At 69.7% G+C, this 25,445-nt stretch carries 16 protein-coding genes and 1 pseudogene; 10 read left to right on the top strand and 7 right to left on the bottom strand.

Annotation, left to right across the window (positions count from 1 at the left end):
• The first annotated feature begins 1 nt into the window (after position 1).
• The 6 genes from A6A29_RS17055 (at position 2) to A6A29_RS17020 (ending at position 17,682) form a co-directional block, all read left to right on the top strand.
• Positions 2-2,050 (top strand): APC family permease, encoded by a 2,049-nt coding sequence (locus A6A29_RS17055; RefSeq protein ID WP_073720932.1) that lies wholly within the window; start codon positions 2-4, stop codon positions 2,048-2,050.
• 113 nt (positions 2,051-2,163) lie between these two features.
• The gene (locus A6A29_RS17050; RefSeq protein ID WP_073720931.1) at positions 2,164-3,492 is read left to right on the top strand and encodes a class I SAM-dependent RNA methyltransferase; all 1,329 of its coding nucleotides are present in this window, start codon (positions 2,164-2,166) and stop codon (positions 3,490-3,492) included.
• A 609-nt stretch (positions 3,493-4,101) separates the two neighbouring features.
• Positions 4,102-6,339, top strand: coding sequence for a hypothetical protein (locus A6A29_RS17045; RefSeq protein WP_241838524.1), 2,238 nt, complete (start codon positions 4,102-4,104; stop codon positions 6,337-6,339).
• A 114-nt stretch (positions 6,340-6,453) separates the two neighbouring features.
• A complete protein-coding gene (locus A6A29_RS17040; RefSeq protein ID WP_073720929.1) occupies positions 6,454-12,534 on the top strand; it encodes a hypothetical protein in 6,081 nt (2,026 codons plus the stop codon).
• Between the two features lie 577 nt (positions 12,535-13,111).
• On the top strand, positions 13,112-13,546 hold the full coding sequence (locus A6A29_RS17035) for a hypothetical protein (protein ID WP_073720928.1): 435 nt from the start codon (positions 13,112-13,114) through the stop codon (positions 13,544-13,546).
• 968 nt (positions 13,547-14,514) lie between these two features.
• Positions 14,515-17,682 (top strand): ATP-binding protein, encoded by a 3,168-nt coding sequence (locus A6A29_RS17020; protein WP_073720926.1) that lies wholly within the window; start codon positions 14,515-14,517, stop codon positions 17,680-17,682.
• Here the strand turns inward: A6A29_RS17020 and A6A29_RS17015 are convergent.
• From A6A29_RS17015 to A6A29_RS16985, 7 genes are all read right to left on the bottom strand, one after another.
• Positions 17,660-18,451: an ABC transporter permease gene (locus A6A29_RS17015; RefSeq protein ID WP_073720925.1), complete on the bottom strand. Its 792-nt coding sequence runs from the start codon at positions 18,449-18,451 to the stop codon at positions 17,660-17,662. The two genes, A6A29_RS17020 and A6A29_RS17015, sit on opposite strands and share 23 nt — an antisense overlap.
• Positions 18,448-19,467 (bottom strand): ATP-binding cassette domain-containing protein, encoded by a 1,020-nt coding sequence (locus A6A29_RS17010; RefSeq protein WP_073720954.1) that lies wholly within the window; start codon positions 19,465-19,467, stop codon positions 18,448-18,450. Before A6A29_RS17010 ends, A6A29_RS17015 begins: the two co-directional genes overlap by 4 nt.
• A 174-nt stretch (positions 19,468-19,641) precedes the next feature.
• Complete coding sequence (locus tag A6A29_RS17005; protein WP_073720924.1) at positions 19,642-19,956, bottom strand: hypothetical protein; 315 nt, start codon at positions 19,954-19,956, stop codon at positions 19,642-19,644.
• Between the two features lie 281 nt (positions 19,957-20,237).
• Positions 20,238-20,432: a ferredoxin gene (locus A6A29_RS17000; protein WP_073720923.1), complete on the bottom strand. Its 195-nt coding sequence runs from the start codon at positions 20,430-20,432 to the stop codon at positions 20,238-20,240.
• A gap of 52 nt (positions 20,433-20,484) precedes the next feature.
• The gene (locus tag A6A29_RS16995) at positions 20,485-21,300 is read right to left on the bottom strand and encodes a cytochrome P450 (RefSeq protein ID WP_079182804.1); all 816 of its coding nucleotides are present in this window, start codon (positions 21,298-21,300) and stop codon (positions 20,485-20,487) included.
• The gene (locus tag A6A29_RS16990; protein WP_073720921.1) at positions 21,297-21,491 is read right to left on the bottom strand and encodes a ferredoxin; all 195 of its coding nucleotides are present in this window, start codon (positions 21,489-21,491) and stop codon (positions 21,297-21,299) included. Before A6A29_RS16990 ends, A6A29_RS16995 begins: the two co-directional genes overlap by 4 nt.
• 103 nt (positions 21,492-21,594) lie before the next feature.
• On the bottom strand, positions 21,595-22,242 hold the full coding sequence (locus A6A29_RS16985) for a TetR/AcrR family transcriptional regulator (RefSeq protein ID WP_073720953.1): 648 nt from the start codon (positions 22,240-22,242) through the stop codon (positions 21,595-21,597).
• Between the two features lie 312 nt (positions 22,243-22,554).
• Here A6A29_RS16985 and A6A29_RS46620 point away from each other — a divergent pair.
• The 4 genes and pseudogenes from A6A29_RS46620 to A6A29_RS46610 all read left to right on the top strand — a co-directional run.
• Positions 22,555-22,746, top strand: a pseudogene (locus A6A29_RS46620) (MFS transporter); the annotation flags it as partial.
• Positions 22,747-22,799: 53 nt separating this feature from the next.
• A complete protein-coding gene (locus A6A29_RS46615; RefSeq protein WP_241838523.1) occupies positions 22,800-23,357 on the top strand; it encodes a quinone oxidoreductase family protein in 558 nt (185 codons plus the stop codon).
• Between the two features lie 207 nt (positions 23,358-23,564).
• Positions 23,565-23,864 carry a hypothetical protein gene (locus tag A6A29_RS16970; RefSeq protein WP_073720920.1) on the top strand — a complete coding sequence of 100 codons (300 nt, stop codon included), beginning with the start codon at positions 23,565-23,567 and terminating at the stop codon, positions 23,862-23,864.
• Between the two features lie 426 nt (positions 23,865-24,290).
• Positions 24,291-25,445, top strand: a 1,155-nt coding sequence (locus A6A29_RS46610) for an APC family permease (protein ID WP_443333357.1), incomplete at its 3' end; no start/stop codon positions are given.

Below are 25,445 nucleotides of genomic sequence, written 5' to 3'. Positions count from 1 at the left end.
CGTGTCCAAACTGACCGACGTGCCCAAACGGATCCTGATCGGACGGGCGCTGCGCAGCGACAAGCTGGGAGAAACGCTCCTCCCCAAGCGCATCGCGCTTCCCGTCTTCGCATCCGACCCGCTGTCCTCGGTGGCGTACGCACCGGGAGAAGTTCTCCTGGTGCTGTCCATCGCGGGCGTGTCGGCCTACCACTTCAGCCCGTGGATCGCGGTCGCCGTCGTGGTCCTGATGTTCACGGTCGTCGCCTCGTACCGGCAGAACGTGCACGCGTATCCGAGCGGCGGTGGTGACTACGAGGTCGCCAACACCAACCTCGGCCCCAAAGCGGGTCTCACCGTCGCCAGCGCCCTGCTGGTCGACTACGTCCTGACCGTCGCCGTGTCGATCTCCTCGGGCGTCGAGAACCTGGGCTCCGCGATCCCTTTCGTCGTCGAGCACAAGACGCTCAGCGCCATCGTGGCCATCGTGCTGCTGACGCTGATGAATCTGCGCGGCGTCAAGGAGTCCGGAAAGCTCTTCGCCATCCCCACGTACCTCTTCGTGGCGGGTGTCTTCATCATGATCCTCTGGGGCGCGTTCCGGGGGCTGGTCCTCGGCGACTCGATGCACGCCCCGACCTCGGACTACGAGATCAGGCCCGAGCACCAGGGGCTGGCCGGCTTCGCCCTGGTCTTCCTGCTGCTGCGCGCGTTCTCCTCCGGCTGTGCGGCGCTGACCGGGGTCGAGGCGATCAGCAACGGTGTGCCCGCCTTCCGCAAGCCCAAGAGCAAGAACGCCGCGACCACCCTGGCCGCGATGGGCCTGCTGGCCGTCACCATGTTCTGCGGCATCATCGGGCTGGCCATGGCCACCGATGTGAAGATGGCCGAGAACCCGGCGAAGGACCTGATCCACAACGGTGCGGCCGTCGGTGAGAGCTTCGTCCAGGACCCGGTGATCTCCCAGGTCGCGGCCGCCGTCTTCGGCGACGGATCGTTCTTCTTCATCATCCTCGCCGCCGCCACCGCGCTGGTCCTGTTCCTGGCGGCGAACACGGCGTACAACGGGTTCCCGCTGCTCGGCTCGATCCTCGCCCAGGACCGCTACCTGCCGCGCCAGCTGCACACCCGCGGCGACCGGCTCGCCTTCTCCAACGGCATCGTGCTGCTGGCGGGCGCCGCCATCCTGCTCGTCTGGATCTACGGGGCGGACTCCACGCGCCTCATCCAGCTCTACATCGTCGGCGTCTTCGTCTCCTTCACGCTCAGCCAGACCGGCATGGTGCGGCACTGGAACCGTCATCTGCGGACCGAGAAGGACCCGGCCAAGCGGCGCCACATGATCCGCTCCCGTGCGATCAACACGTTCGGCGCGTTCTTCACCGGCCTGGTGCTCGTGGTCGTCCTGGCCACCAAGTTCACCCACGGTGCCTGGGTCGCGCTGCTCGGCATGGTGATCTTCTACGGGACGATGACCGCGATCCGCAGACACTACGACCGGGTCGCCGAGGAGATCGCCGCCGACGAGACGCCCTCGGACGAGAGCGTCCGGCCCTCCCGGGTCCACTCGATCGTCCTGGTCTCCAAGCTCCACCGCCCCACGCTGCGCGCCCTGGCGTACGCCAAGCTGATGCGCACCGATCAACTGGAGGCGCTGTCCATCAGCGTCGACGCGGCCGAGACGAAGGCGCTCAGGGAGGACTGGGAGCGGCGCGGCATCAACGTACCGCTGAAGATCCTCGACTCCCCGTACCGCGAGGTGACCCGCCCGGTCATCGAGTATGTGAAGGGCCTGCGCCGGGAGAGCCCGCGCGACGTGGTCAGTGTGTACATCCCGGAGTACGTCGTCGGTCACTGGTACGAGCACCTGCTGCACAACCAGAGCGCCCTGCGCCTGAAGGGGCGGCTGCTGTTCACCCCCGGGGTGATGGTGACCTCGGTGCCGTACCAGCTGGAGTCGTCCGAGGCCGCGAAGAAGCGGGCCAGGAAGCGGGCGGACTGGAGTGCGCCGGGTTCGGTGCGGCGGGGACCGGTGGAACGCAGGCAGAAGGAACCCACCACCAAGGGCTGACGCTCCGGCCGGTGATTGTGGTAAGCGGCCGGACGCCACCCACGTAGACTGGTGGGCTGTTGTCCGGCCGCACGTCCGGCCGTTTGCCCTTTTGAGCTCTGGAGCCTCCCCTCATGCAGAACGAATCCACGTCGTCGCTGGTCGGGGAGGAGTACGAGGTCGAGGTCGGGCCCGTCGCACACGGCGGTCACTGCATCGCCCGTACCGCCGAGGGCCAGGTGCTCTTCGTACGGCACACGCTCCCCGGCGAGAAGATCGTCGCCAAGGTCACCGAGGGCGAGAGCGACTCCCGCTTCCTGCGCGCCGACGCCGTACGGATCATCGAGGCGTCCAAGGACCGCGTCGAGGCCCCCTGCCCGTACGCGGGCCCCGGCAAGTGCGGCGGCTGCGACTGGCAGCACGCCAAGCCCGGCGCCCAGCGGCGGCTCAAGGGCGAGGTGATCACCGAGCAGCTCCAGCGCCTCGCGGGCCTCACCCCCGAGGAGGCCGGGTGGGACGGCACGGTCGTACCGGCCGAGGGCGACAAGCTCCCCAAGGGCGAGGTGCCCGCCTGGCGCACCCGTGTCCAGTACGCGATCGACGAGGACGGCCACGCCGGGCTCCGCAAGCACCGCTCGCACGACGTCCAGCCGATCGACCACTGCCTGATCGCCGCCCCCGGCGTCTCCGAGCTCGGTATCGAGAAGCGCGAGTGGCCGACGCTGGCCGCGGTGGAGGCCATCGCCGCCACCGGCTCCCACGACCGCCAGGTCATCCTCACCCCGAAGCCCGGCGGCAGGCTGCCCCTGGTCGAGCTCGACAAGCCGGTCTCCGTGCTGCGCGTCGAGGAGCACGACGGCGGTGTGCACCGCGTCCACGGCCGGGCCTTCGTCCGCGAGCGCGCCGACGACCGCACCTACCGCGTCGGCTCCGGCGGCTTCTGGCAGGTCCACCCCCAGGCCGCGTACACGCTGGTCAAGGCGGTCATGCAGGGCCTGATGCCGCGCAAGGGCGAGACGGCCCTCGACCTCTACTGCGGCGTCGGCCTCTTCGCGGGCTCCATCGCCGAACGCGTCGGCGAGAACGGCGCGGTCCTCGGCATCGAGTCCGGCAAGCGCGCGGCGGAGGACGCCCGCCACAACCTCAAGGACCTCGACCGCGTCCGGATCGAGCACGGCAAGGTCGACCAGATCCTGCCCCGCACCGGCATCACCGAGGCCGACCTGATCGTCCTCGACCCGCCCCGCGCGGGCGCAGGCAAGCAGACGGTCAAGCAACTGTCGGCTCTCGGCGCGCGCCGCATCGCGTACGTGGCCTGCGACCCGGCAGCCCTGGCCCGCGACCTGGCGTACTTCCGGGACGGCGGCTACACGGTGCGGACGCTGCGGGCGTTCGACCTGTTCCCGATGACGCACCATGTGGAGTGCGTGGCGATTCTGGAGCCGGTGAAGAAGGACGACTGACCTGCGGGTTCGTGCCCCAGGCGTCCGCTCGACCACCTGTAGCGGGTCGAGCGGACAATGCGCTCATCGTGAATGCCCTGACCTGCGGCTTTGTAGCTGGGTGCGGTCTCGGTCGCCCGAGTGCCGGGGCATTGCTGCGAACTCTTGACGCTCAGATGACGCCCACTCAAGGCGCACCACAGCACCATCTGCCCATGGGACAGGCAATACCAACGCTGGGTATCCGCGGGGCCTTGCCAGGACAGGTCGGCCATCGTTGAATGCCCAATACGGGGTGTAGGACGCCTTCCCTGTCTCGTGATGCGGTACGAGCTGAGCCCCCTCGGAATCGCCGCACTGGGTCAGTTGTCGGCGCAGTCGCCGGGAACCCGCGACGGCATTCACGATGCTGGTGGTGTTGGAGCGTAAACGCTGTGCCGGAGCCGAAGCGTTCGGCACCGGCCGCTGTCGGCCAGCGCAAAGTACTGAAAGCGCCACAGGAACCCCAGGCGCGGGCATAGTCTGCCGCCATTACCGCAGGCGGGCCGGGGTGGCCTGTAGTGCGGCGGAGGTGTCATGGGTGGGGACCCGTATGTGTCAGCAACGGTCGGTGATGGCGAAGGAACGGGGGTGCCTGATCCTTACGGTGACCAGGCGCTGCTGACCTCCACCATGACGAGGGGCTACGACGCCGTATCCGAGCAGGAACGGAATCGGCTGCGGCGCTATCTCGAGGCCGTTGTCGCGGCCCGTCCGGCGCCGGTGCACACCACCGTCGCTTTCAATGCCGTGTACTTCGGGTACGACCTCGGTGGCGACGGCTACGGCGGCAGCCCATTGTGCCTTGACTATTTCCCCGTGATCTCTTTCGGCGAGCGCGCTCCCGTGCTCCCGGTCGGTGCAATGGTGTGTGTTGCCACCGGGTCGGACCCGTTGTATGCCGAGATCATCCATCGGGAGGGTGCCCACCCGGAGGTCGGCGCCCTCGGCGACGTACCGGCCTGGGTGTCGGGGGCGCCTGCGGGCGCGGAGAGTCCGGGCAGGCCGGGGGACGACGCCGAGCCGCGACGACGGGAACTCTTGGTCCCGGATCTCAACGCCTTCGGGCCGGCCTTGAGCCTGTCACCGGCCCAGCTCCACCGCTTACGCACGCGCCGGCGCTGGATCAACGAGGACGGGCATGTCGTCGTCGACGTCTGCTACCCGTCCCCGGAGGCGGCCCGGCGCGACGACCTGTCGGCCTATGCGAACCATCTCCTGACGACTGCACGGGAGCAGCTGCTCAGCCCCTTCGTTCCCGTGTCCCTCGCCGCACTGGTGGGAGGCACGCACGACGACGATCTGCGGGCGGGGCTGCTCGGTCTCCTCGACACGGTGCGTGGAGTCCTCAACTCCGGTGCCACGTTGCGGACATGGGGGCACTACGCCATGACCAGGGCCTCCCTCGCGGACTGCTGGCGGGATACCGGGCCGCTGGGTGGCGATGACCTCAGGTCACTTGCGGCAGCGGTGGAATACGCGGCCACCCCGGGAAGGCGGCGCTACGGCCTCACCACACCGGTCACCGTGTACACCGCGGTCGGACCACGGCTTCGCGGGTTCCCGGGGGCGACGGAACTGCTCAGGGGAGTTGGCTACGCCGCCGCGGTGTGTCGGGCGAACGTGGCGCTCGCCGACATCGTCCAAGGGGACAGCGACCAGGGGCTGTTCGAGAACGGCTCCCGGATCGCTCTCGATGACACCCTCGAAGGCGGAGGAGTGTGGCGATCCCACCATCCCGGTGATGCGGAGGCGCCCGGAGATCCTCTGACCCCAGCCGGACGCGGCTGGACGTCTACGTTGCCCGCACCGTCGGAGCATGAGCCGGAAGCAGAGCTGGACCCGGTCGATCTGCCCCTCGCTGACGACGCCTCCCTCGGCATCGGCGAACTCTTGCGGAACGACCCGCAGGAAACCGTCTGGCGGGCACCCCTGCGACTGGCCCATCTCTTCGGCGGCTGGCTCCCCTTGCATCCGTACGTCGCAGAGGACCTTGGCCGGTCGAACGGGGCGAGCCCCACGGTGCGCCTTGAGCTTGACCATGCCGGCGAGGCGATGGACGAGAAGGAAGCGATGCAGGACGTCACCGCCGAGATTGGTGACGGCTTGGGCCGTTTGACCGGGGTCGCCTGGCCCCGCGACTTCTTCCCCGGCCTGATGCTGGAGCTGCGCCAGTCGCACGGCAGCACCGTGATCCGCCTAGCCACGACGCGGCTCAAGGAACACGTGCAGGTCGGAGACCGTGAGACCGGCCACTGTTACGACCCTTGTGTGCTCACCAGGGAAGACGCCCCGGGCAGTGACCGCCGTGGAGACAATGCAGTCGGGCTCGGGCTCCGACAGCTGGTGATGCGCACGGTGCGCCGTTGTGGGTTGCTCACCCTGGACGGCCATGCACTGATGGACCGTTCGGTCCTGCCTAGCGCGACGTACGGCGGTCGGCCGGCCCGGTCACAGACCGCTGCACTGGAAGCGGCGGTCTCGGAACTGCTCGCCGAACGCCTCCTGGAGCCGGCTCTCGGCAGTCGCGATCCCTGGGGTCAGCCGCACTTCCCGGCGCGCGACAGGGAGCCGACCATTCCGCTCATCGGCTACCGCCCGGTTCGGCGGCGGGTGATACGACCGTGGGGTGGTACGGAACCGGGCGGTGAGGGGCTGCCGACGGCCCAGTCGGTCTCTGGCCACCTCCGTCGCCTGCAGCCGGGTTGCTTGCCCAGCGACGGCCAGCGAGCGGCCTTCCGGGAGCACTGCCGCGGGCTCGGCAAGGCGGATGGCTGGGAACTGCCCGACGGCTACACGTTTGTCACCGAGCACACGCGCAGCCGCTGATCCGCGTATCCAAGGTCTCCGCCGTCTCCCTCCCGTCCCGTTCCTCTCCTCGGACTCCTCAGTATCGGGGGAGCCGATCCCGCAGGACCAGCCACAGAAACGGAGTACGCGTACATGCATGACCGCTACCACGTCGTGACGGGGGCGCCGTTGTCCCCGCCGAGTTCCTCGGCCAAGGAACTCGCAGGCTTAGCCGACGCTCTCAACGCCTTGGAGTTCCCGGCCGCCGCCGCCTTGAACGAGCTCACGGTGGACATGGTGGAACTCGCCTTCAACTCCCTGCCGCCCAGGGACCGGCAGAAGCTGCTCGGCGACCTGGGCATCCGCATGGCCGCTCCTCGACGGGCCGGGCCTGCCCTGTGTCAGGACGTTCTGGCCCGGCTGCGGCGCGACGCCCGGCAGCACGCCTGCAACTGCGGGATCGGGGAGCTCACGCAGACCGTGATGGACCAGGTGTTTACGTACGTCATCGCACCGGACGGCAAGCCCGCCTCCGACCCCGTCTCCCGGTGGGGCGCGACGCTGGTCCGGGCTGCGATGTTCGCCTGGTGCGATGCCTCCGTCGCCCATGCCCACATTTTTGCCTGGGCTGCGGACCAGGACTGGTTCGCAGCGATGGCCGACGAGAGTGAAACGGCACGACTCGTCGCTGTCGGTGACCTGGCACGGTCGATCGTGGTGGCGCACCCTGGTTTCGTGTCCGGCGAGGCGGAGGAGCAGGAGCCGTCGCTCGCCGCCGTCTCGAACGACGTATCCGAAACGGCGGCCGACGATGACCGGGCCGATGAGGCGAGGAGGCCGGACGAGGTCTGCCGGGAGCTGGTGTCCGCCCTCGCCGGAGCCCGGCACGCCCTGGAGAAGGTGACGCGCGCGGTCGCGGACGGCCGACCTCCGCAGGACGAGGACCTGGCATCGCTGACCGTGCTGAGCGCCGTGTTCGACAGCGCCGAAGCGGTGTTCCGTGCGGGAGGGATCGAGGGGGTGGCTCGTCGGCTGGAGGACATGACGCGCGCAGCGGACGCGCACCGGGTGGCACAGGAGTATGACCTCCGGACACGGGAATTCCTGCGTGGAATGCTCGAGGTCGTCTGCCGTCCCGACAGTGCCGCCGCCTCTGCCGCCGAATCCGTGCGTGATGCGGTCGGCCGCCTGCTGGATACGCCGGTGTGGGAGCAGGCACAACGGGAGGAATGCGCCGCACTCACCGCCTTGGCCAAACTCATTCGGCTAGGGCGGCAGGCAGACGCGGCGGCGGAGATCCTGGCTCTGCAGGAGCAGGTCGTGCGAGGGCTGCCCGTGTGTGCCATGGCGGCGGTCATGGCTCCTGAACTGACCTTGGCGCAGCGGGATGCCGCAGACAAGGAGCCGGTCGCGGCGGAGGCCGATGGCACGGAGCCCGCCGACAGTGCGACGATCGGGAGATACGGAACCAAGCAGGCTATCGAGCAGGCAGACCGGACCCCGCGTGACGAGGCCCCTAGCTGTCCCGTCCCGGAGACTGCGACTTCCCCCGTCCCCGGACCGGAAGCCGCCGCGCCCGTCGCGACGGCCTCAGATCCGCTCGACACCGACGACGTACAGATCGTGGCACCTGCCCACGGAGACCAGGCGCCGCCCAACGCCCCGAACACCGGCTCCGGACCCACTCCGTCCCCCGTGCCCGCGGTCGCGCCCACACCCGCCGGACCGGACGACAACCACAAGCACGTACCCGCCCCGGTCGCCGCCACGGCCACATCTGATGAGAGGGACGAGGCGATCGAGGGCCGGGGTGCCGACGAGACCGCCGCCGAGCGGGCTTTGGCGCGGTTGGTCGTCGAGCGGCGCTTCGGACTCGCCCACCACGTGGCGAGCGCCGCAGGGAACCCCGAGCCGCAGGTGGCTGCGCTCCGTCTGGCCGGTGCCGCCGCGCTGCTCACCTCCGGCGACAGCCAGGGTGGTCGGCTGACCGCGGACCTGCTCCAGAGCTATGGCGGATACCTGGGCCGTGACACGGAGGGCAGCGAACTTCTGCTGCTGCCGGCCCTGCTGCGCACCGCGCTGATCACCGGCGATCATCTGGCGGGCGCTCAGCTCAAAACGCTGGTGCCTCGGCTCCCGGACCGCCTCGGCGAGGCCGCGACCGCCGTTGCCGACCGGGCTCTCAGTGGTGCCCTGATCGTCTCTCCGCTGGTTGTTATCGCCGATGACGCGGAGCGGGAAGCTCGGCTGCGGGAGTTGCGCGAGCAGTGCCGTGTCCTGCTCGCGCCCCAAAGATTGCGGTTCGCGCGGGCGACGGAGATCGCCAAGCGATGGCTGGCCCCCGACGACGGGACGCTTGGATCTTTGCTCATGGCCGTGGTCCGAGACCATCGCGACGCCTTCCCGCACGTGCAGGAACAGACCGAACGCCTGTCGAAACTGGCTGAGGTCAACAACGAGATCGACCGTATGGACCGCAAGCACCGTTCATCCAGCGGCAAACCGCTCCAGGGCGCGGGGCGGCAGGATCTGGTGCACATTGTGGAGCGCGCTGTCGGCCTGGTCAGGGAGTGGTGTCTGGTGGTCGACGGCACCCACCGCGGCGACCGGTCCGACAGCGGAAGGGCGATCAAGGAGATCTCCTCCCTCCGACACTCGCTGCTGGACGGCAAGGAGGCTGTACTGGCCGAGCTGGAGCAGCTGGCGCGGCGCTCGGGCGCCATCTCCGCCGCGACGGCGTGGGCAGCGCGCGCCTCCATGGAGGAGCTGTTCGCGCTGCTTACCGGTGACACCGCGACCACACGCCCCATCGGCTTGCTCGCCCCTGAACTCGTGCTGGACGCAGAACTGCTGAAGGTGTGCGATACCCCGGACCAGCGCTCCTCGCTCGACGAGCTACTCACCGCGGTCGGCCGGAGCTGGCAGGACGGACTCGCCGAGCGGCTCGACCACGACGCCTTCACTGCGGCCCGCACCATCGTCGAGCTGGCCGGACGCGGCATGCTGCCCGCCCCGCCGCCCGGGGAGTCCACGCTGCCCACGCTCGCCGAGATCGAGGAACAGGAGACCATCAGGCGCACGGAACTGCGCACGGCACACGATGAACTCGTCGCCGAGCTGCATCGTGCCCAGGCCGATGGCGCTGTGACCGACGACCAGGATCTGCGCCTCCAGGAGTTGCTGGCCGATGCTCGCGAGCGGCTCGACGGCGCCGAGACACATGACCTGGTGGAGGTACGGCGGGCGCTCGACACGGTGCGCAGCGACCTGCCCGCCTTCCGGCAGGAGGCTGACGACCGGATCAGGGCCCGACTCGACGCCCTGGACCCCACTGCGGAGGAACGCGCCCAGGTTCTGCGGCACCTGGACACTGGCGGCTTGGCCACCTCCGCCGACCTTGTCTACTTCCTGGAGATCGGCGAACCCGTTCCGGAGATCGAGGCTGGCGAGTCCCATCTGGCAGAGTTCTTCCCGGCCGTGCCCGACGGTCTGCCGCGGGGCATTGACCGCGACCTCGTCGACCTTGTTCGGTCCGGCGGCAAGCACCTGACCCTTCCTGTCCTGGACTACAGCGATCTGTCCCCCGATGAGGCGGCACTGGCGGCCGACGCCCTCGACGAGTGGCGGGTGCTGGGTGCCACCGAGCCGAAAGACCGGCTCCAGGTGGCTCCGACGCGGCGGGTACCACCACTCCTCAAACTCCTCGGCTACGACGCCAAGAGTGCAAGGCAACTTGACGAGCGGTCCCAGCACCGACGCGAGTACCGCCTCTTCGAAGCGACCGAGGTGGAGATCAACGGCAGGGCGAAAGCGCCCGCGTTCGGCTCGCAGATCAAGGAGCAGGGTGGCAACCTGCGCGTACTGATGGTCTGGGGCCGGCCGCCCGCCAGAGTCGTCATGAGCTGGGCGGAGCGCGACACCAGCGGAGTAAGCCTCCTCGTCGTCTACTTCGGTACGCTGAACCGTGAGGCGCGGGTCGAACTGGCCGTCGGCTCCGCACGATCGTCGCAGCCACTGCTGGTGGTGGACGACGCCGTTCTCGCCTACCTCGCGGCGCGCGGCAACCGCCAGGTCAGCACTGCCACACAGACCCTGTTGCCGTTCTCCGGTGTCAACCCCTACATCAGGGAGAAGCGCGGCCGGATCGGCGGTGAGATGTTCTACGGCCGTGACGCCGAACGCAAGAGCATCCTCGACCCGCGCGGCACTCAGGTCATCTTCGGCGGTCGGGGGCTGGGCAAGTCGGCACTGCTCGCCGACGCCGGGGACAAGTTCGTGGAGCAGCGCCCCGGCTACCACCAAGCGGTGTATGTGAACCTCGACCACGAGAACATCGGGAAGGGCAGCTCGCTAGGCCCGGAGGCACTGTGGAGCGTCCTGGACCGGAAGCTGACCGAGGCGCAGGTACTGGGTCGCCCGCAGGGCCGCAGGTCCGCGACGGACATCTCCGAGCGCGTGCGCGCGGGCATCCGGGCCTGGACCGACGCGGACTCGCGCCGTCGGCTGTTGATCCTGCTCGACGAGTGTGACCAGTTCTTCGAGGCCGACGCCCCTCGGTTCCACCAGACGAAGAAGCTCAAGGGCCTGGGGGACGACACCAAGGACCGTGCGAAGGTTGTCTTCGCCGGGCTGCACTCGGTGCAGCGGTTCGCCAAGCTCGCGAGCAATGGGCCGTTCGGCCACCTCGCCCAGACCCCGAAGGTGATCGGCCCGCTCGCCCCCCAGTTCGCCGCCGAGCTGTTGGTCGAGCCGATGCGGGCACTAGGCTTCGAATTCCAGGACATGGACTTGGTCAACCGGGTGCTCGGCTACTGCTCCTACCAGCCGTTTCTGCTGCAGATGTTCGGTCACCGGCTGGTGGAGCTGATGCACCGCAAGCGGACGCGGCGCGGCGCCGAGGGGCCTCCGTACCCGGTGGAGCTCACGGATATCGAGGTCGTGGAGTCGGACGCCGGACTCAGGGACAGTATCTCGGCGGCCTTCAAGGACACCCTCAGCCTCGACCACCGCTACGACGTGATCGCCAACGTGCTGGCGTATCACGCACGCCACCGCGGCCTGGAGGTACGACTGAGTGACACCGAACTGCGCGAGGAGTGCGAGACGTACTGGCGTCGGGGGTTCGAGCAGCTCGACACCGAGGGTTTCCGCGCCTACCTCTCCGAGATGGTCGGCCTCGGCATCCTCGCGCCCAACCACGACGGCCTGGGTTGGCATCTGCGCGGTCCCAACGCCCTGCGCATGATCGGCACCTCCCACGAGGTGGAGGCCCGCCTTCTCAGGGCCGAGGAGGACTGCGAACTCCAGGAGAGCATCGTGCAGGACGGCCGTCCCGAGCTGCACGACGGCCAGCCCGCACCGCTCACCAACACGCAGCTGGACGACCTCCTCGGTCGGCGGTCCAATCAGACGAGGGTCGTCCTCGGCACCCCCGCCACCGGCGTCGACGACGTCACCCGCACCCTGCGGACACTCACGGCGGGCATCGCCGACTGGACACTGCCGCCCGTGGGCAAACCCAGCATCTACAAACAGGAACTCACCGGCGGACGCCCCCGTGAACGACGCGTGGTCATCAGTGACTTCGTCAACTACCGGGACCCGGTGCGTCCCGAGACCTGCCGCGAGGCCGTCGACCTCGCCGAGACGCTGTTGCCTCTCACTCCTGGCGTGACCCGCGCGGTTGTCCTCGTCATCGACACCACTCAGCTGGCCTTGTGGCGCCCGCTGCTTACCGGCACGGAGCCGACCTCGGCCGCCTCGGTGGTACTGCGCCGCCACGACCGCCGCAGCCTGCGTGGCTGGGCCCAGCGCGTCGAGATGTTCCAGCGCGAGGACCGCCTGGACCGGCTTCACGAGCTGACTGGCGGCTGGCCTCAGTTCGTCGCTTCTGCCCACCGCCTGCACCTGGAGCTGGACGACCCCGACGAGGCGCTGCGCCGCCTGGCCGACCTGCGCACCGACCGGGTCCGCGCCCGCACTTTCGTCAAGGACACGGGCCTGTACGCCGACACTTTGCTCGCTGGCGGATACCGGGCCCTGGCGGAGGAGTACAAGGACGGATGGTTTGACTGGGAGAGCGCGCTGACCGCTGTGGCAGTCAGGGGTGAGGTCGATGAGGACGAGGCGCGGTGGGTTGTGACCTGCCTGGAGGCCCTCCAGGTCTTCGACCGCGAAGGCGCTCAGCTGCGCATGGAATCGCTGCTTCGCGAGTGCGTGGCGCTCCACGCATGACAGGTGCGGGTCACGGTCCCGTCTCCGGTGGCCGCTGTTGAGGGCCAGGCAAGCCTCGATCCAGACCGTCTTGCCAGCCGGTGGGTGCAGCTGAATGCCCCACCGGCTGACGAGCGCGTCGACCTGGAGGAGGCCGCGGCCCGATTCGGCTCCTCCTAAGGTCTCTTCACCGAAATCACGGACATCGACGAGGCGCTGGCCTCGTTCGACCGCGCCTATCAGCAACGGGTCCGGCGCCGGCCCGGAACAGCCCGATGCATGGAGCAGTCGGTGGAATGCCCGATAGCTCGGTGGTGACGCGCCCGCCGGGAGCCGGTGAAGAAGGGGCGACTGACCTGCGGGTTTGTGCGTGCGCGTCATGTGCGGTGTGCGGGTCCAGCAGCACGGTGACACTTGAGCACGACTACTTCTGGTCTGTTCCGGGCGACGAACTGCACGACGTCCCCAATGATCCGAGAACGATCACGATCGGGCAGGGTCGTGGCAGCATCTTGATATCCGGGCAGTCGGCCATAGCGCTACCAGTTAGTAGCTGTCCGGTCGATTATGGTCGCGGGCGGTCCGGCATGATGCCCGGGTGAGCGTCATCGTCGAGTTCTCCGCGGCTCCGGACGACACGTCAGCGGCCCTGGTTCTTCAGACCGGGCCGCAAGGCGTGTTCGAGTCGCTCTCGTTCGGTAACTTCGATCCCGAAGAAGCTGTGGTCGAGTGGGAACGTCTGCTTGCCGGCGGGAACCTTGAGGAACTCGTCGAAGCTGGTGAGCCTCGTCTCGTCGCCGGTCAGGGCGATGACGGGTGCGTCGTCTTCGCGATCTCGCCTCGCCTGTCCGCAGCACTCGCCGAGGCTGAGGGGGCCGAGTTGAAGGATGCCGCTGTCGCCCGGTCCTCGCAGCGTACGGAGGACGGCGATGTCATCGACACGGAGATCGCCTCCGTCATCCTGGGTGATCTGGCTGTCCTCATCAGCAGCGCCCGAGGCCAGGGCCAGGACGTCTACTGCTGGGTCGCGTAGGGGTTCACGGTCGGAGCCGGATCGCGACCGATGCCGAAGTGACGGTGCCGAGGGCGACTTGGCCGCGTTTGTCCTAGCGCGTGGCGACCGCTCGGGACTGTTTCAGGCGGTTGATCGCTCGTTCGACGGTGTTGCGCTTCTTGTAGCGGTCCTCGTCGAACCCGGTTGGCCCTCCGCCGTATAAGCCTCTCCGCAGGCGGGCGGCCTGGCTGTCGGTCTTCTCGGAGATCGTGTGGCGGACAGCCTCGCCGTCTCAGGTACTCGCGAACAGGGCGGTTGCTGTGCGCTTTGGCGGCCGCGAGGCTGTCCGGCTTCGCGCATGGCCTTCCTGGGCCGGATCCGGGGACGCGGAGCTTCTCCAGCACCATCATGAACTGGGTGCAGTCCGCCCGCTGGCCTGGAGTGACGATGAGGGACAGCGGACGGCAGCAGCCGTCGGCGCTCAGGTGGAGCTCGCTGGTGAATTCTCCTCACGAACGGCCCAGGCCCTCGCCTCCAGCACCACCTCCACCAGGCGGGCGACCAGGCCCTGCCACGGCGTCTCGCCCTCGTATTCCATCTCTTCGGTCCCCTTTGGGGTGAGCGTCGACGGTGGGTCGGTGTGGGCTCCGCCGCATGCTGGTGCGCGCGGACAATGGCGGAGCCCACCAGCTTGTGGTCGGGCGACGGGACCTGGGAACGCCTGTTCCGGCAGGTCCAGGCGGCGGCCGACGCGGCTGGTGAGATCGACTGGGACTCTGGCCCCGCCCCATGTCCACATCAACGACCAGGACGAGCAACAGTCACATGATCGGCCGGACAAGGCCTAGCCAAATCGACACCCCAATGTGACGGCACATCACGAAGGCACGCGGGAGTGTTGGACCGATTATCAAATGCGGGCAGCCTGCTCAGCGGGATACGACGGGAGCTGACCTGCCGCCCGGCGGATCGATCCGGGTGACCCGGGCGCTGGCTAGTCTGCTCGGGTGACCTCTGAGCTGATCTTCCTGCCCCGCGTCGCCTATCGCGGGCAGGAGATGACCGCGCCGCGTCTGCGCGGGCTCCTTGCGTTGCTTGCCGTTGACCTGCGGGCCGGGTGCAGTGTCGGGAGGCTTGTGGAGGGGCTGTGGCCGGAGGCGTTGCCGGAGCGGCCGGGCAAGGCGGTGCAGGTGCTGGTTTCCCGGGTGCGGTCGCAGTGGGGCGCCGAGCTGATCGTGAGCACGCCGACGGGATACCGGCTGGCGCTGGATGAGGCGCAGGTCGACAGTTCCGCACTGCTGCTGCACGAGGCGGCCGGCGTGGAGCGGGCCCGCAAGGGTGACCACGGAGGTGCCCTGGAGGAAGCCGAGGCGGGGCTGGACCTGTGGGACGGGGTGGTGGCCGCAGGTGTCGGGGAAGATCTGCGCGACCCGGTGGTCGCGTTGCGTACCGCGCGGGCCGCTGCCCATCGCGGGCTGGTCCGCACCCGCGCACTCGCCCTGGCCCGGGTCGGGCGGCGCGAAGAGGCCGTGGGGCCACTGGCCGAGCTGGCCGGGGAACTGCCGCGGGACGAAGAGGTCCTGGCGGAGCTGTTGCGCTGCGAGGCCGTCACGGCAGGACCTGCCGGCGCGCTGAGGCGGTACGACGCCTACCGGCGAGGGCTGCGTCACGAGCTCGGCACCGACCCCGGGGCCGGGCTCAAGGCCGTACATCAGGAGCTGCTGCGCGCCGAGGCACCAGTGGTCAGGCACGGCGTACCGCATGAGCCGAATCCGCTGCTCGGCCGGGAGAGCGACATCGCCGCCGTGACCGGGCTGCTGCGCACCTCACGGGTCGTCACGGTCACCGGCCCCGGTGGTCTCGGCAAGACCCGGCTCGCGTACGCCGTGGGCCGGGCCGCCGAACAGCGTGTGGTGCACTTCGTGCCGCTCGCCGGTGTCACGGCTGATGACGATGTGGCAGGGGAGGTGGCATCGGCGCTCGGGGTCGGGGTCGGGCTGGGGGAGCGACTGCACTTCGCCGGGGGCGGGGATCTTGTCGGCGCCATTGTCGGAGCGCTGGGCTCCGGCCCCGTCATGCTCGTACTCGACAACTGTGAGCAGGTCGTCCACGGCGCCGCCGACCTGGTACGGGCTCTGGTGTCGCGGTCGCGGGAGCTACGGGTGCTGGCCACCAGCCGGGCCCCCCTCGGGCTGACTTCGGAATCCCTGTACGCGCTGCCGGTGCTGACTCTCGCCACCTCCGTCGAACTCTTCGGGCAGCGGGCCCGGTCCGTCCGCCCCGATGTCGAGCTGCCCGCCGCCACCGTGGCCGGACTCTGCCGTCATCTGGACGGTCTGCCGCTGGCAGTGGAACTGGCCGCTGCCCGGGTGAGGGTGCTGCCCGTGGCGGAGATCGGCCGCCGACTGCGGGACCGCTTCGCTCTGCTCCGTGGCGGAGCACGGGACATACCGGAGCGGCATCGCACCCTGCACGCCGTCGTCGAGTGGAGCTGGAACCTGCTGGAGCCCGGAGGGCGAGCCGCGCTCCGTGCGCTCTCGGTGTTCCCCGGAGGTTTCACCGAGGACGCGGCGGAGCGTGTGATCACCGGCTGCGGTGACGGGGAAGCGCTCTTCCTGTTGGAGCAGCTGGCGGATCAGTCCTTGATCAAGGCGGCCGAGACCACGTCCGGGATGCGCTTCCACATGCTGGAGACCGTACGGGAGTTCAGTGCCGCCCGACGTGCGCAGGCCGGGGAGGAGGAGACCGTCACCCTCGGATTCCTCGCCTGGGCACGGGCCTTCGGCCGTACGCACCACGACGCGCTCTTCAGCGCCGACCCGTTGCCATCCTGGGGTCGGATCCGGGCCGAGCAGGACAACCTCGTCCTGGCCCTGCGGCACGCCCTGGCGCGCGCCGACGGCCCCACCACCGCGGCCCTCACGGCGGTGCTCTCCTCGCTCTGGGCCACCGACTTCAATCACACGCGACTGGCGGCCCTCGCCACCGAGACCGGCGGTCCGCTCTCCCGCTTCCACGCCGGTCCCGAGGACGTCGAGACGGCCCGGAGCGCGGCGGCCGTGTGCGCGGCCGCCCTTTTCATGCACTACGGGCCCCACGCCGTGCGCCAGCTCGTCACGTTGCGCCGGCTGCCGCCCGCCGCGCCCGACACCCTGCAACGGGCCCTGGCCGTCGTCCTGTGCGCCACGCCCGAGGTACGCCCGCCGGACTACGCGCGCCTGCGCGAGTTGTGCGCAGCGGACGAACCACTGGTGGCGGGCCTCGCCGAGTGTGTCGCCAGCTACGTGTGGGAGTACGAGAACGACGTGGAACGGGCGCTGGACTCCGCCCGCCGGACGCTCGACGCTCTGGGGCCGCTGAGGAATCCGGCGATGCTGACGCTGAGCCACGGCCGGATCAGCGACCTGTGTCTGCAGACCGAACGGGGCACGGAAGCGCACCACCATCTGCGGGCGGCACTGGGTGCGCTCGACCGGTTCGAGGGCCTGTCGGACTCGATCGGCATCCGCTGGGGGCTGGTGCTTGCCTGCCTGCAGCGCGGGGATGTCGACGAGGCGGAGTACTGGTTGGAGCAGGCGGTCCTCGACCAGCAGCCGGAGGCGAGCGAGGAATTCTTCACCCCGGACCTGGCGGCGCGGGCGGAGATCGCGCTGGCCCGCGGTCTGACCGAGGGCGGGCTTGAGCTGTGGCGGCAGGCCGTGGAACGGATGCGGGCAGGGCGCCTGCCGCAGGCCCCGGATCAGTTCGTGGACCCGTGGTCGCTGGAAGTGCAGTCGGCGGCACTGGCCGCGCATGCACAGCACGGTCGGTTGGAGCTGCTCGGGGAGCTGCCCGTTCAACTCCGGGAGGGGCTGCGGGCGTTGCTCAGCGCCCGGACCGGTCCGCAGTCCCCCGAGAAGCTTCCGGTGTACGGCACGGTTCTGCGGGCGCTCGGCCTGGCCGGTCTCAGTCGGGGAGACATCTCGGCCGTACGCATGATGGCGTTGGCGGAACGGATGCGTGTGCTGCGGGAGTTCCCGACGCTGTCCGCCGCACGGGCACGCCAGGCCGCCGAGGCCGCCGGGCACGCTGCCGGGGCGGCGTACGCCGACGCGGTGTCGGAGTACACGGCCCTGGAGAGCGCTGAGTTGAGGGCGGCGGCGCTGCGCGCGATCAGCGCACCGGCTCGCGATTGAACTGCGCCGTCGACCAGAGAAAGCCGAGCACGGTCAGGCCCGCGCACCAAGCGATGGCCAGCCATCCGTTGTCGCCGATCGGGCTGCCCAGCAGCAGCCCACGCAGGGTTTCGATGGCGGGGGAGAAGGGCTGGTACTCGGCGAACCAGCGGAACCAGCCCGGCATGGCGTCCACCGGCACGAACGCGCTGGACAGCAACGGCAGCATCATCAGCGGCAGCGCGTTGTTGCTCGCACCGTCGGGCGTCGGGCTGGCCAGACCGAGACCGACGGCGATCCATGTCAGTGCCAGGCTGACCATGGTCAGCAGGCCGGCCGCCGCGATCCACTCCACCACGGTGGCCTCGGGGCGGAAGCCGATGGCAAGGCCGACGCCCAGCACCAGCACCAGGGCCATGAGCGTTTGCACCACACTGCCGACAACATGTCCGATCAGCACGGAAGCGCGGGAGATCGCCATCGTGCGGAAGCGGGCGATGATGCCCGTAGTCATGTCGATGCAGACGGACACGGCGGTGCCGACGGAGGTTCCGCCGATGGTCATCAGCAGGATGCCGGGGACGAGGTAGGCGATGTACTCGGCGCGGTCCGCTCCGCCGCCGGTGATGCCGGCGCTCATCACGTCGCCGAAGACGTAGACGAAGAGCAGCAGCAGGACGATCGGCGTGAGCAGGACGTTGAGGGTGAGGGAGGGGTAGCGCCGCGCGTGCAGGAGGTTGCGGCGCAGCATCGTGGACGAGTCGCGCACGGTGAGGGACAGGGTGCTCATCGGGCGGTCTCCTTGGCGGCGGGCGTTGCGGGCGTTGCGGGCGTGGCGGCTGTGGTGGGTGCCGTGGGTGCGCCGGACGCGGCAGGGTGGCCGGTCAGGGCGAAGAACACGTCGTCGAGGTCGGGGGTGTGCACGGTCAGCTCGTCGGCCTCGATGCCGGCCGTGTCGAGCCGGTCGAGGATGGCGCGCAGCTCGCGTTGACTGCCGCCGCTGGGGATGGTCAAGGAGAGTGATTCCTCGTCCCGGGTGGCGCCGCGCAAGGCGTCGGCCGCGTGTTCGTACGCCTGCGGCCCGGCGAACCGGAGCCGGACATGCCCGCCCGGAACGAGCCGCTTGAGCTCCCCGGCGGTGCCCTGGGCGACGATCTTGCCGCCGTGGAGAACGGCGATACGGTCGGCGAGCTGGTCGGCCTCCTCCAGATACTGAGTGGTGAGGAAGACCGTGACACCCCCGGCGACGAGCTCGCGGATGATGTTCCACATGCCGTGCCGACTGCGCGGGTCGAGGCCGGTGGTCGGCTCGTCGAGGAAGATGATCCGCGGGCTGCCGACCAGGGTCATGGCGAGATCGAGACGGCGGCGCATACCGCCGGAGTAGGTGACAGCGGGCTTCTTCGCGACCTCGGCCAGATCGAAGCGCTCCAGCAACTCGGCGGCGGCCCGGCGGCCTTCACCACGGGGGAGATGGTGCAGGTCCGCCATGAGGAGCATGTTCTCCTCGCCGGTGATCATGTCGTCCACCGCGGAGAACTGCCCGGTGACACCGATCGAGGCGCGCACCGCCTGGGGCTCGACGGCAAGGTTGTGCCCGGCCACCCGCAGTGTGCCGGCGTCGGCGGAGATGAGGGTGGAGAGGATCTGGACCGCGGTTGTCTTGCCTGCGCCGTTGGGCCCGAGGAGAGAGAAGACCGTGCCCGCGGGAACGTGGAGGTCGACGCCGTCGAGGACGGTTTTCTGGCCGTAGGACCTGCGCAACCCGGTGGCTGAGATAGCGAGTTCGTCGGTCGTTGTCGTCATGCCGCAGAGCTTGGGTCCGAGCGGGTTCACTACGGTTTCAGCGCGGTTTCAGCCTCTCCGGGATTCGCCATACGGGGGCTCTCCGTCGGCTGCCATGCGGTCGAGGGCGAGGCGCTGACGTCGCTGGAGGCTTCGGCCGCGGATGCCGCGGATGCTGTGGCGGTGCGGGTGGGGTCAGGCCTGGCCCGTTTCGAAGTGGTTGACCTTGCCGTCGGTGACGGTGAAGTTCCACCGGGTCCGCATGCTTCCCCAGGTGGAATTGGTGTAGACGGCGGTCAGGGAAAGCCCGTTGTCCGACGCACTCTCGACGTCCAGGTGGCCGTTCGCGGAGAAGATCTCCTTCTCCGTCCAGGCGCTCAGGTCGCGGTCGGTCCCGTCGTCGGACATGGTGGCGTTCTCGGTCAGGGCGGCGAAGAACGCCTCTTTGTCACCGGAGTTGATTGCCGCGACGAAGGCGGCTACGGCGGGGTCCGTGCGCTGGACAGTCATGGTGACCTCCACAGAGGAATCGGCATGGGCCGCGCCGGTCAGCCCGTGGGGTCGCCAACCGGTGACGAGCTGCTGCCGTCCACACACCGCACATGAGGCTCGACCGGCGAAACACTCACCGCACCAGTATCGGCCCTCACCGCACCGGCGGCCTGTTGGCCTGTCGGTGCGCATCGGCCGGAGGCGGTCGGCCGCCGTGCTCGCCGACCGCCTCACCGCCTCTACTGTCCACGGTTCGGGCAGGTCAGGGCCTGGATTCCGTCGCCCGGCCCGCTGAGGGGCTACTCCTCCAAGTGGATGGCCAGCGCCGGGCAGACGGCGGCCGCGTGGCGGACGTCGGGGGCGTCCGTCGTGGAGGGGGTGTCATCCAGGAGTACGGCGATGCCGTCCTCCTCGCGCTGGTCGAAGACCTCGGGGGCCGCCATGACGCACTGGCCCGAGGCGACGCACTTGTCCTGTTCGAGGGTGACTTTCACTGTGCTCCTTGGGGAGGGGGAGGTGAGGGGAGGGCTGTGGGGTGGTGGCGGATCACCAGGTGACAGGGAGTTCGTACACGCCGTACACAGAGCCGTCGTGCTTGAACGGGATGTCGTTCAGTTCCGCCGCGAGCCGCAGCGTGGGGATGCGCCGGTAGAGGGTGCCGTAGACGACCTGGAGTTCCATCCGGGCCAGCGGCTGGCCCAGGCACTGGTGGACGCCGAAGCCGAACGCCACGTGGTGGCGGGCGTCGCGGTGGATGTCCAGGTGGTCGGGGTCGGTGAAGGCGTCCGGGTCGCGGTTGCCGATGTCGTTGGGGATGACCAGCCCGTCGCCGGCCCTGACGAGCTGCCCGGCGACCGCGATGTCCTCCCGCGCCACCCGGCGTCGTCCGCTGTGGGTGATGTGCAGGTAGCGCAGCAGTTCCTCGACCGCTCCGGCCACGAGCTTCGGGTCCTGCGCCTCACGCAGCGCGGCCAGTTGCTCGGGGTGTTGTAGCAGGGCGAGCGTGCCGAGCGCGATCATGTTCGCCGTGGTCTCGTGACCGGCGATGAGCAGCAGCACCCCGGTCCGCGCCGCTTCCGACGGGGACAGTTCGCCCTTGGTGCTTGCCGTGGCGGCGATTTCGGTGCCGAGCACGCCGTCACCGACGACGACGATGCGTGCGCCGGGCGTCAGTTCGGCACGCAGGGTGAGCGCGTTGTCGAGGGTACGCAGCACGTGCGCCCCCGCCAGGTCCGCCTGGCCGGGTAGGAGGCGGGGGCTCAGCCCTGTAGCGATGACGACGGCGTCCGCGCGCAGTGTTTCCGCCGTGGTGAGTCCCGCCGCGGAGGCGCCGACCACTAAGACACTGCCGGGAGCCTTCATGAGGCGGATACCTCAGGTGCGGGGCGGACATGCGCGGCCTCGTCATGCACCGACTCCCGTAATGTCCCTGCCGGTTGAGTGTCCAGCAGGATGCCGATGCCGTCGTCGTCGCACCGGCCGAAGTCGTCCGGTGCGGTCAGGGCGCGGCTGCCGGTACCGCCGCAGGTGCCTTCGTCCACGGTCGCTTTCATGGGGCTCCTCGGCAGGAGGGCATGGGCGGCCCCGTGGGTGAGGCAGGGCCCGATGGGTGGGGCCGGGCCCCATGGAGGGGGCTCGGCCCGCGGACAGGTGGCTTCAGTGGTCGGGCGTCACCGGGGCGAGCCAGATCGCGGTGATCGCGTCGATGAGGCCGGTGGCGTACGCGTGCCAGGTGGGGCGGGCGGTGTGGGTGCCGTCGGCGAGGGCGCGCTCACGTTCGGCGAGCATGTGCACCAGCAGGTTGCGGGCCATGTCACCGCGCTCGATCCGCACCGGGAGCGGCAGGTCGGGCAGGCACCGGTTGAGTCCGTCCAGGGTTCGCTGGATCGACGGGCCGAACGTCTCCTCGACCATCACCTCTCGCAGGACCGGATCGGTCATCAGCTGCGCGCCGAACCGTGCGTACCACGTCGGGTGGGGCAGCTCCGTCAGATGCTCGGTACCCGGGCACACCAGGCAGGCCACCCAGTCCCGTACGTCGGTGGAGTCCCCGGTCTCGTCGAGCATGCGCCGGCGCAGCGCGTCCATCGGCTCGCTGTGCCTGCGGACGATCGCCCGCAGGAGGTCGGTCTTGGTGCCGAAGTGGTAGCCGACGGCGGCGTTGTTGCCCTGCCCGGCGGCTTCGCTGATCTGGCGGTTCGACACGGCGAACACGCCATGCTCGGCGAAGAGCCTCTCGGCCACGTCGAGGATCGCTTCCTTGGTTCCGTCGGCCCGTTGGGAACGGGCGGTTCTGCCGGTCATGGTCACCACCTCACGGGGAGTTCACGAAGTACAACGACGGCCGGACTCCGGGCTACCCGTCTCCGGGGCGCTGGGGCTCCGGCGTACGTAACCAGTGAAGGCAGCTTGCTAACGTAAGTCAAGCGAGTGACTTAAAACGGTCCACGGGTGCCGCCCCACGTCATGGGTGTGGGCCCGACACGCAGGAACGCGGAGGTATCTGTGGTGGCCAGCACTTCATCGCACGCCGGGGGAAGCCCCGAAGAGGACCGGCGGGAACCGTCGAAGGGCTTGGTGGCCGTGCTCGCCCTGGCCGGTGTCGTCGTCGCGCTGATGCAGACGATCGTGATCCCTCTGGTGCCCGAACTGCCCCGGCTGCTGGACGCGTCGGCGGCCGACACGACCTGGGCGATCACCGCCACGCTGCTCGCCGGAGCCGTCGCCACGCCGGTCATGGGGCGGCTCGGAGACATGTACGGCAAGCGCCGGATGCTGCTGGTCAGCCTCGGTCTGCTGGCACCGGGCTGCTCACCGAGCACGGCGCGCTCACGCGGGGCGCGTTCCGGGCCGGGCAGTCCGTGCTGATCACCGGTGCCACGTCGAGCATCGGCCTCATCGGTGTACAGGTCGCCAGGGCGCTGGGAGCCGGCACCCTCGTGGCCACGACCCGGTCCCCGGACAAGGAGGACCTGCTCAGGCGGTACGGAGCGGATGCGGTCGTCGTGACCTCGAGTCAGGACCTCACCCGGAGCGTGCTGGAGGCGACGGGCGGCGAGGGCGTGGATCTGGTCCTCGACCACGTGGGCGGGCAGACCTTCGCCGACTGCCTGCCCGCCACCCGCGTCGACGGGCACCTCGTCAACATCGGCCGCCTCGACGGGCCCATCGCCACGATCGACCTGGACGCCCTGTCCTACCGGCACCTGACGGTACGGGGAGTGTCGTTCGGCTTCGGCCGCGCCGCCGAACTGGGAGAGGTGATCGCGGCGCTCGGCCCCGACGTGATCCCGGCGGTGGCCGACGGGCGCGTCCGGCCGGTGATCGACAGCGTGCACACCTTCGACAGCGCCGCCGAGGCCGCCGACCGTCTGCGCAGCCACCGGGCTCACGGGAAGGTCGTCCTGACCGTCCCCTGAGCACTGCCCCCGGCCGTCGGCGTCCGGACACGACCCCGGCGCCCGCTGTGGACGAGCACACGTCGCGCCCGGCCCTCCCTCGGATGCTGGTAGAGGTACGGCGCCGAACGCCCGGCCACGGTCGTCACTCGCGGCGGTCGGGAGATCCGGGTGCCGAGGCGGGCCGAGGGCCTGACAGCCGCGGGACCCCGGAGGTAGCGTCAGCCCATGACCGACGAGATCACGGCCAGGGCAGGTAGAGAGTTCTACACCTTCGACGGCCGGATCCTGGAGGTCTTCGGAAGTTATCCGAAGCGGTTCCACATCCGGAACATGGACCTGCGGGTCACGGGCCCCGACCGGAAGGGGAGGTGGACCGTCGAGATCGTCGCCGGTCCGCCCGAAGCACCGGCGACGCAGGACACATGGCACCACTCGGCCGAGGAATGGCAGCGGGCGCAGGGCCTGGAAGCCCTTCTGGAAGCGGTACGGGCGGGTATCGCGTCGGCCCGGGAGCACGGAGCCTGAAGGTGAATTCCCCCAACTGCGGGTGAATTCCCGCAACTGCGGTTGAGGACGTCCACAGCCCCGTCACGGGCTCGGGTTCCTCCACAGCCGCCGCTCGTCCGGAGGCACGGACCGTACGTCCCCGTGCTCCAGATCGACAAGGACGGGTCGGCGGTCCAGCAGCCGTTTCATCTGATCGGCGAGCGGCGAGGTACCGCACGGAGTCGTAGGGGCACGATCGGGCGCCCGCTGCGGATGGGCGGACGTCAGCCCACCCCCCCCGGCACGCTACGGTCCCACGGCTCTCCGGCGACCGGCGTCAGGAGTGTGTGAAGACTGGGGCCGCGGCCGTATGGAAGCCGCCAGGAGTGCTCGTCATCGGGCTGTGCTGTTCCCACGCTGTCCTCAGTTGGTCCGACGGAGGAACGAGCGAAAATGTCCATCGACATGGGTAGACCGAGCACGGCAGGGCACGGCCCGAGCAAGGAGGAGCCTCCCGATACCGGCGCACCGAAGCCCGCGGCCGGGGACCGGCACCGGCTGACCGCGCTCCAGGGTCTCTCCGCCCTGTCCCTCGACGCGATGGCGTCCGTGGCGTACGGGCCCGAGTCGATCGTGCTCGTCCTGGCCGCGGCCGGGGCGTACGGCATGGGCTTCACGCTTCCCGTCACGCTCGCGATCGCCGCCCTGCTCGCCGTACTCGTCGCCTCGTACCGGCAGGTCATCGCCGCGTTCCCGGACGGCGGCGGCTCCTACGCCGTCGCCAGGAAGCACCTCGGCCGACGCACCGGCCTGGTCGCCGCCGCCTCCCTGATCCTCGACTACGTCCTGAACGTCGCCGTGTCGGTCACGGCGGGCGTCGCCGCCCTGACCTCGGCATTCCCCCAGCTGTACGGGGAGCGGGTCTGGATCTGCCTGGCCGTCCTGGTGCTCGTCACCGCCGTGAACCTGCGGGGCGTCGTGGACTCGGCGAAGGCGTTCCTCGTGCCGACCGCCCTCTTCGTCGGCTCGATCCTCACGATGATCGCGGTGGGGCTCTTCAGGGACGGCCCGGTGAGCACCGCCTCCGCCGACGGCCATGCCTCCGCGCTGGGCGAAGGGGCCACCGCCGTGGGGGCGTTGCTGCTCCTGAAGGCGTTCGCGGCCGGCTGCTCGACGCTGACCGGTGTCGAGGCGGTGGCCAACGCGGTGCCGTCCTTCCGGGCCCCGGCCGCCCGCCGCGCCCAGCGCACCGAGGTGGCGCTCGGCGCGCTCCTCGGGGTGATGCTGATCGGGCTCTCGGTGCTGATCGGACGTTTCCATCTCCAGCCGGTCGAGGGCGTGACCGTACTCGCCCAGCTCGCGGACGCGTCCTTCGGACACAACATCGCTTTCTACGTGGTCCAGTTCGCCACCATGGTGCTGCTGGCGCTGGCCGCGAACACCTCCTTCGGCGGGCTGCCCGTCCTGATGAGCCTGCTGGCCAGGGACAACTATCTGCCGCACGTCTTCGCCCTCAAGGCCGACCGTCAGGTGCACCGGCACGGGGTCCTCGCCCTGGCGGCCGTCTCCGCCGCCCTGCTGGCCTTCTCCGGCGGTGACACCAACACCCTCGTACCGCTC

The sequence above is a fragment of the Streptomyces sp. TSRI0281 genome (genome assembly GCF_001905125.1).
Lineage (GTDB): Bacteria > Actinomycetota > Actinomycetes > Streptomycetales > Streptomycetaceae > Streptomyces.
This window is presented reverse-complemented; position numbering and strand designations above follow the sequence as displayed.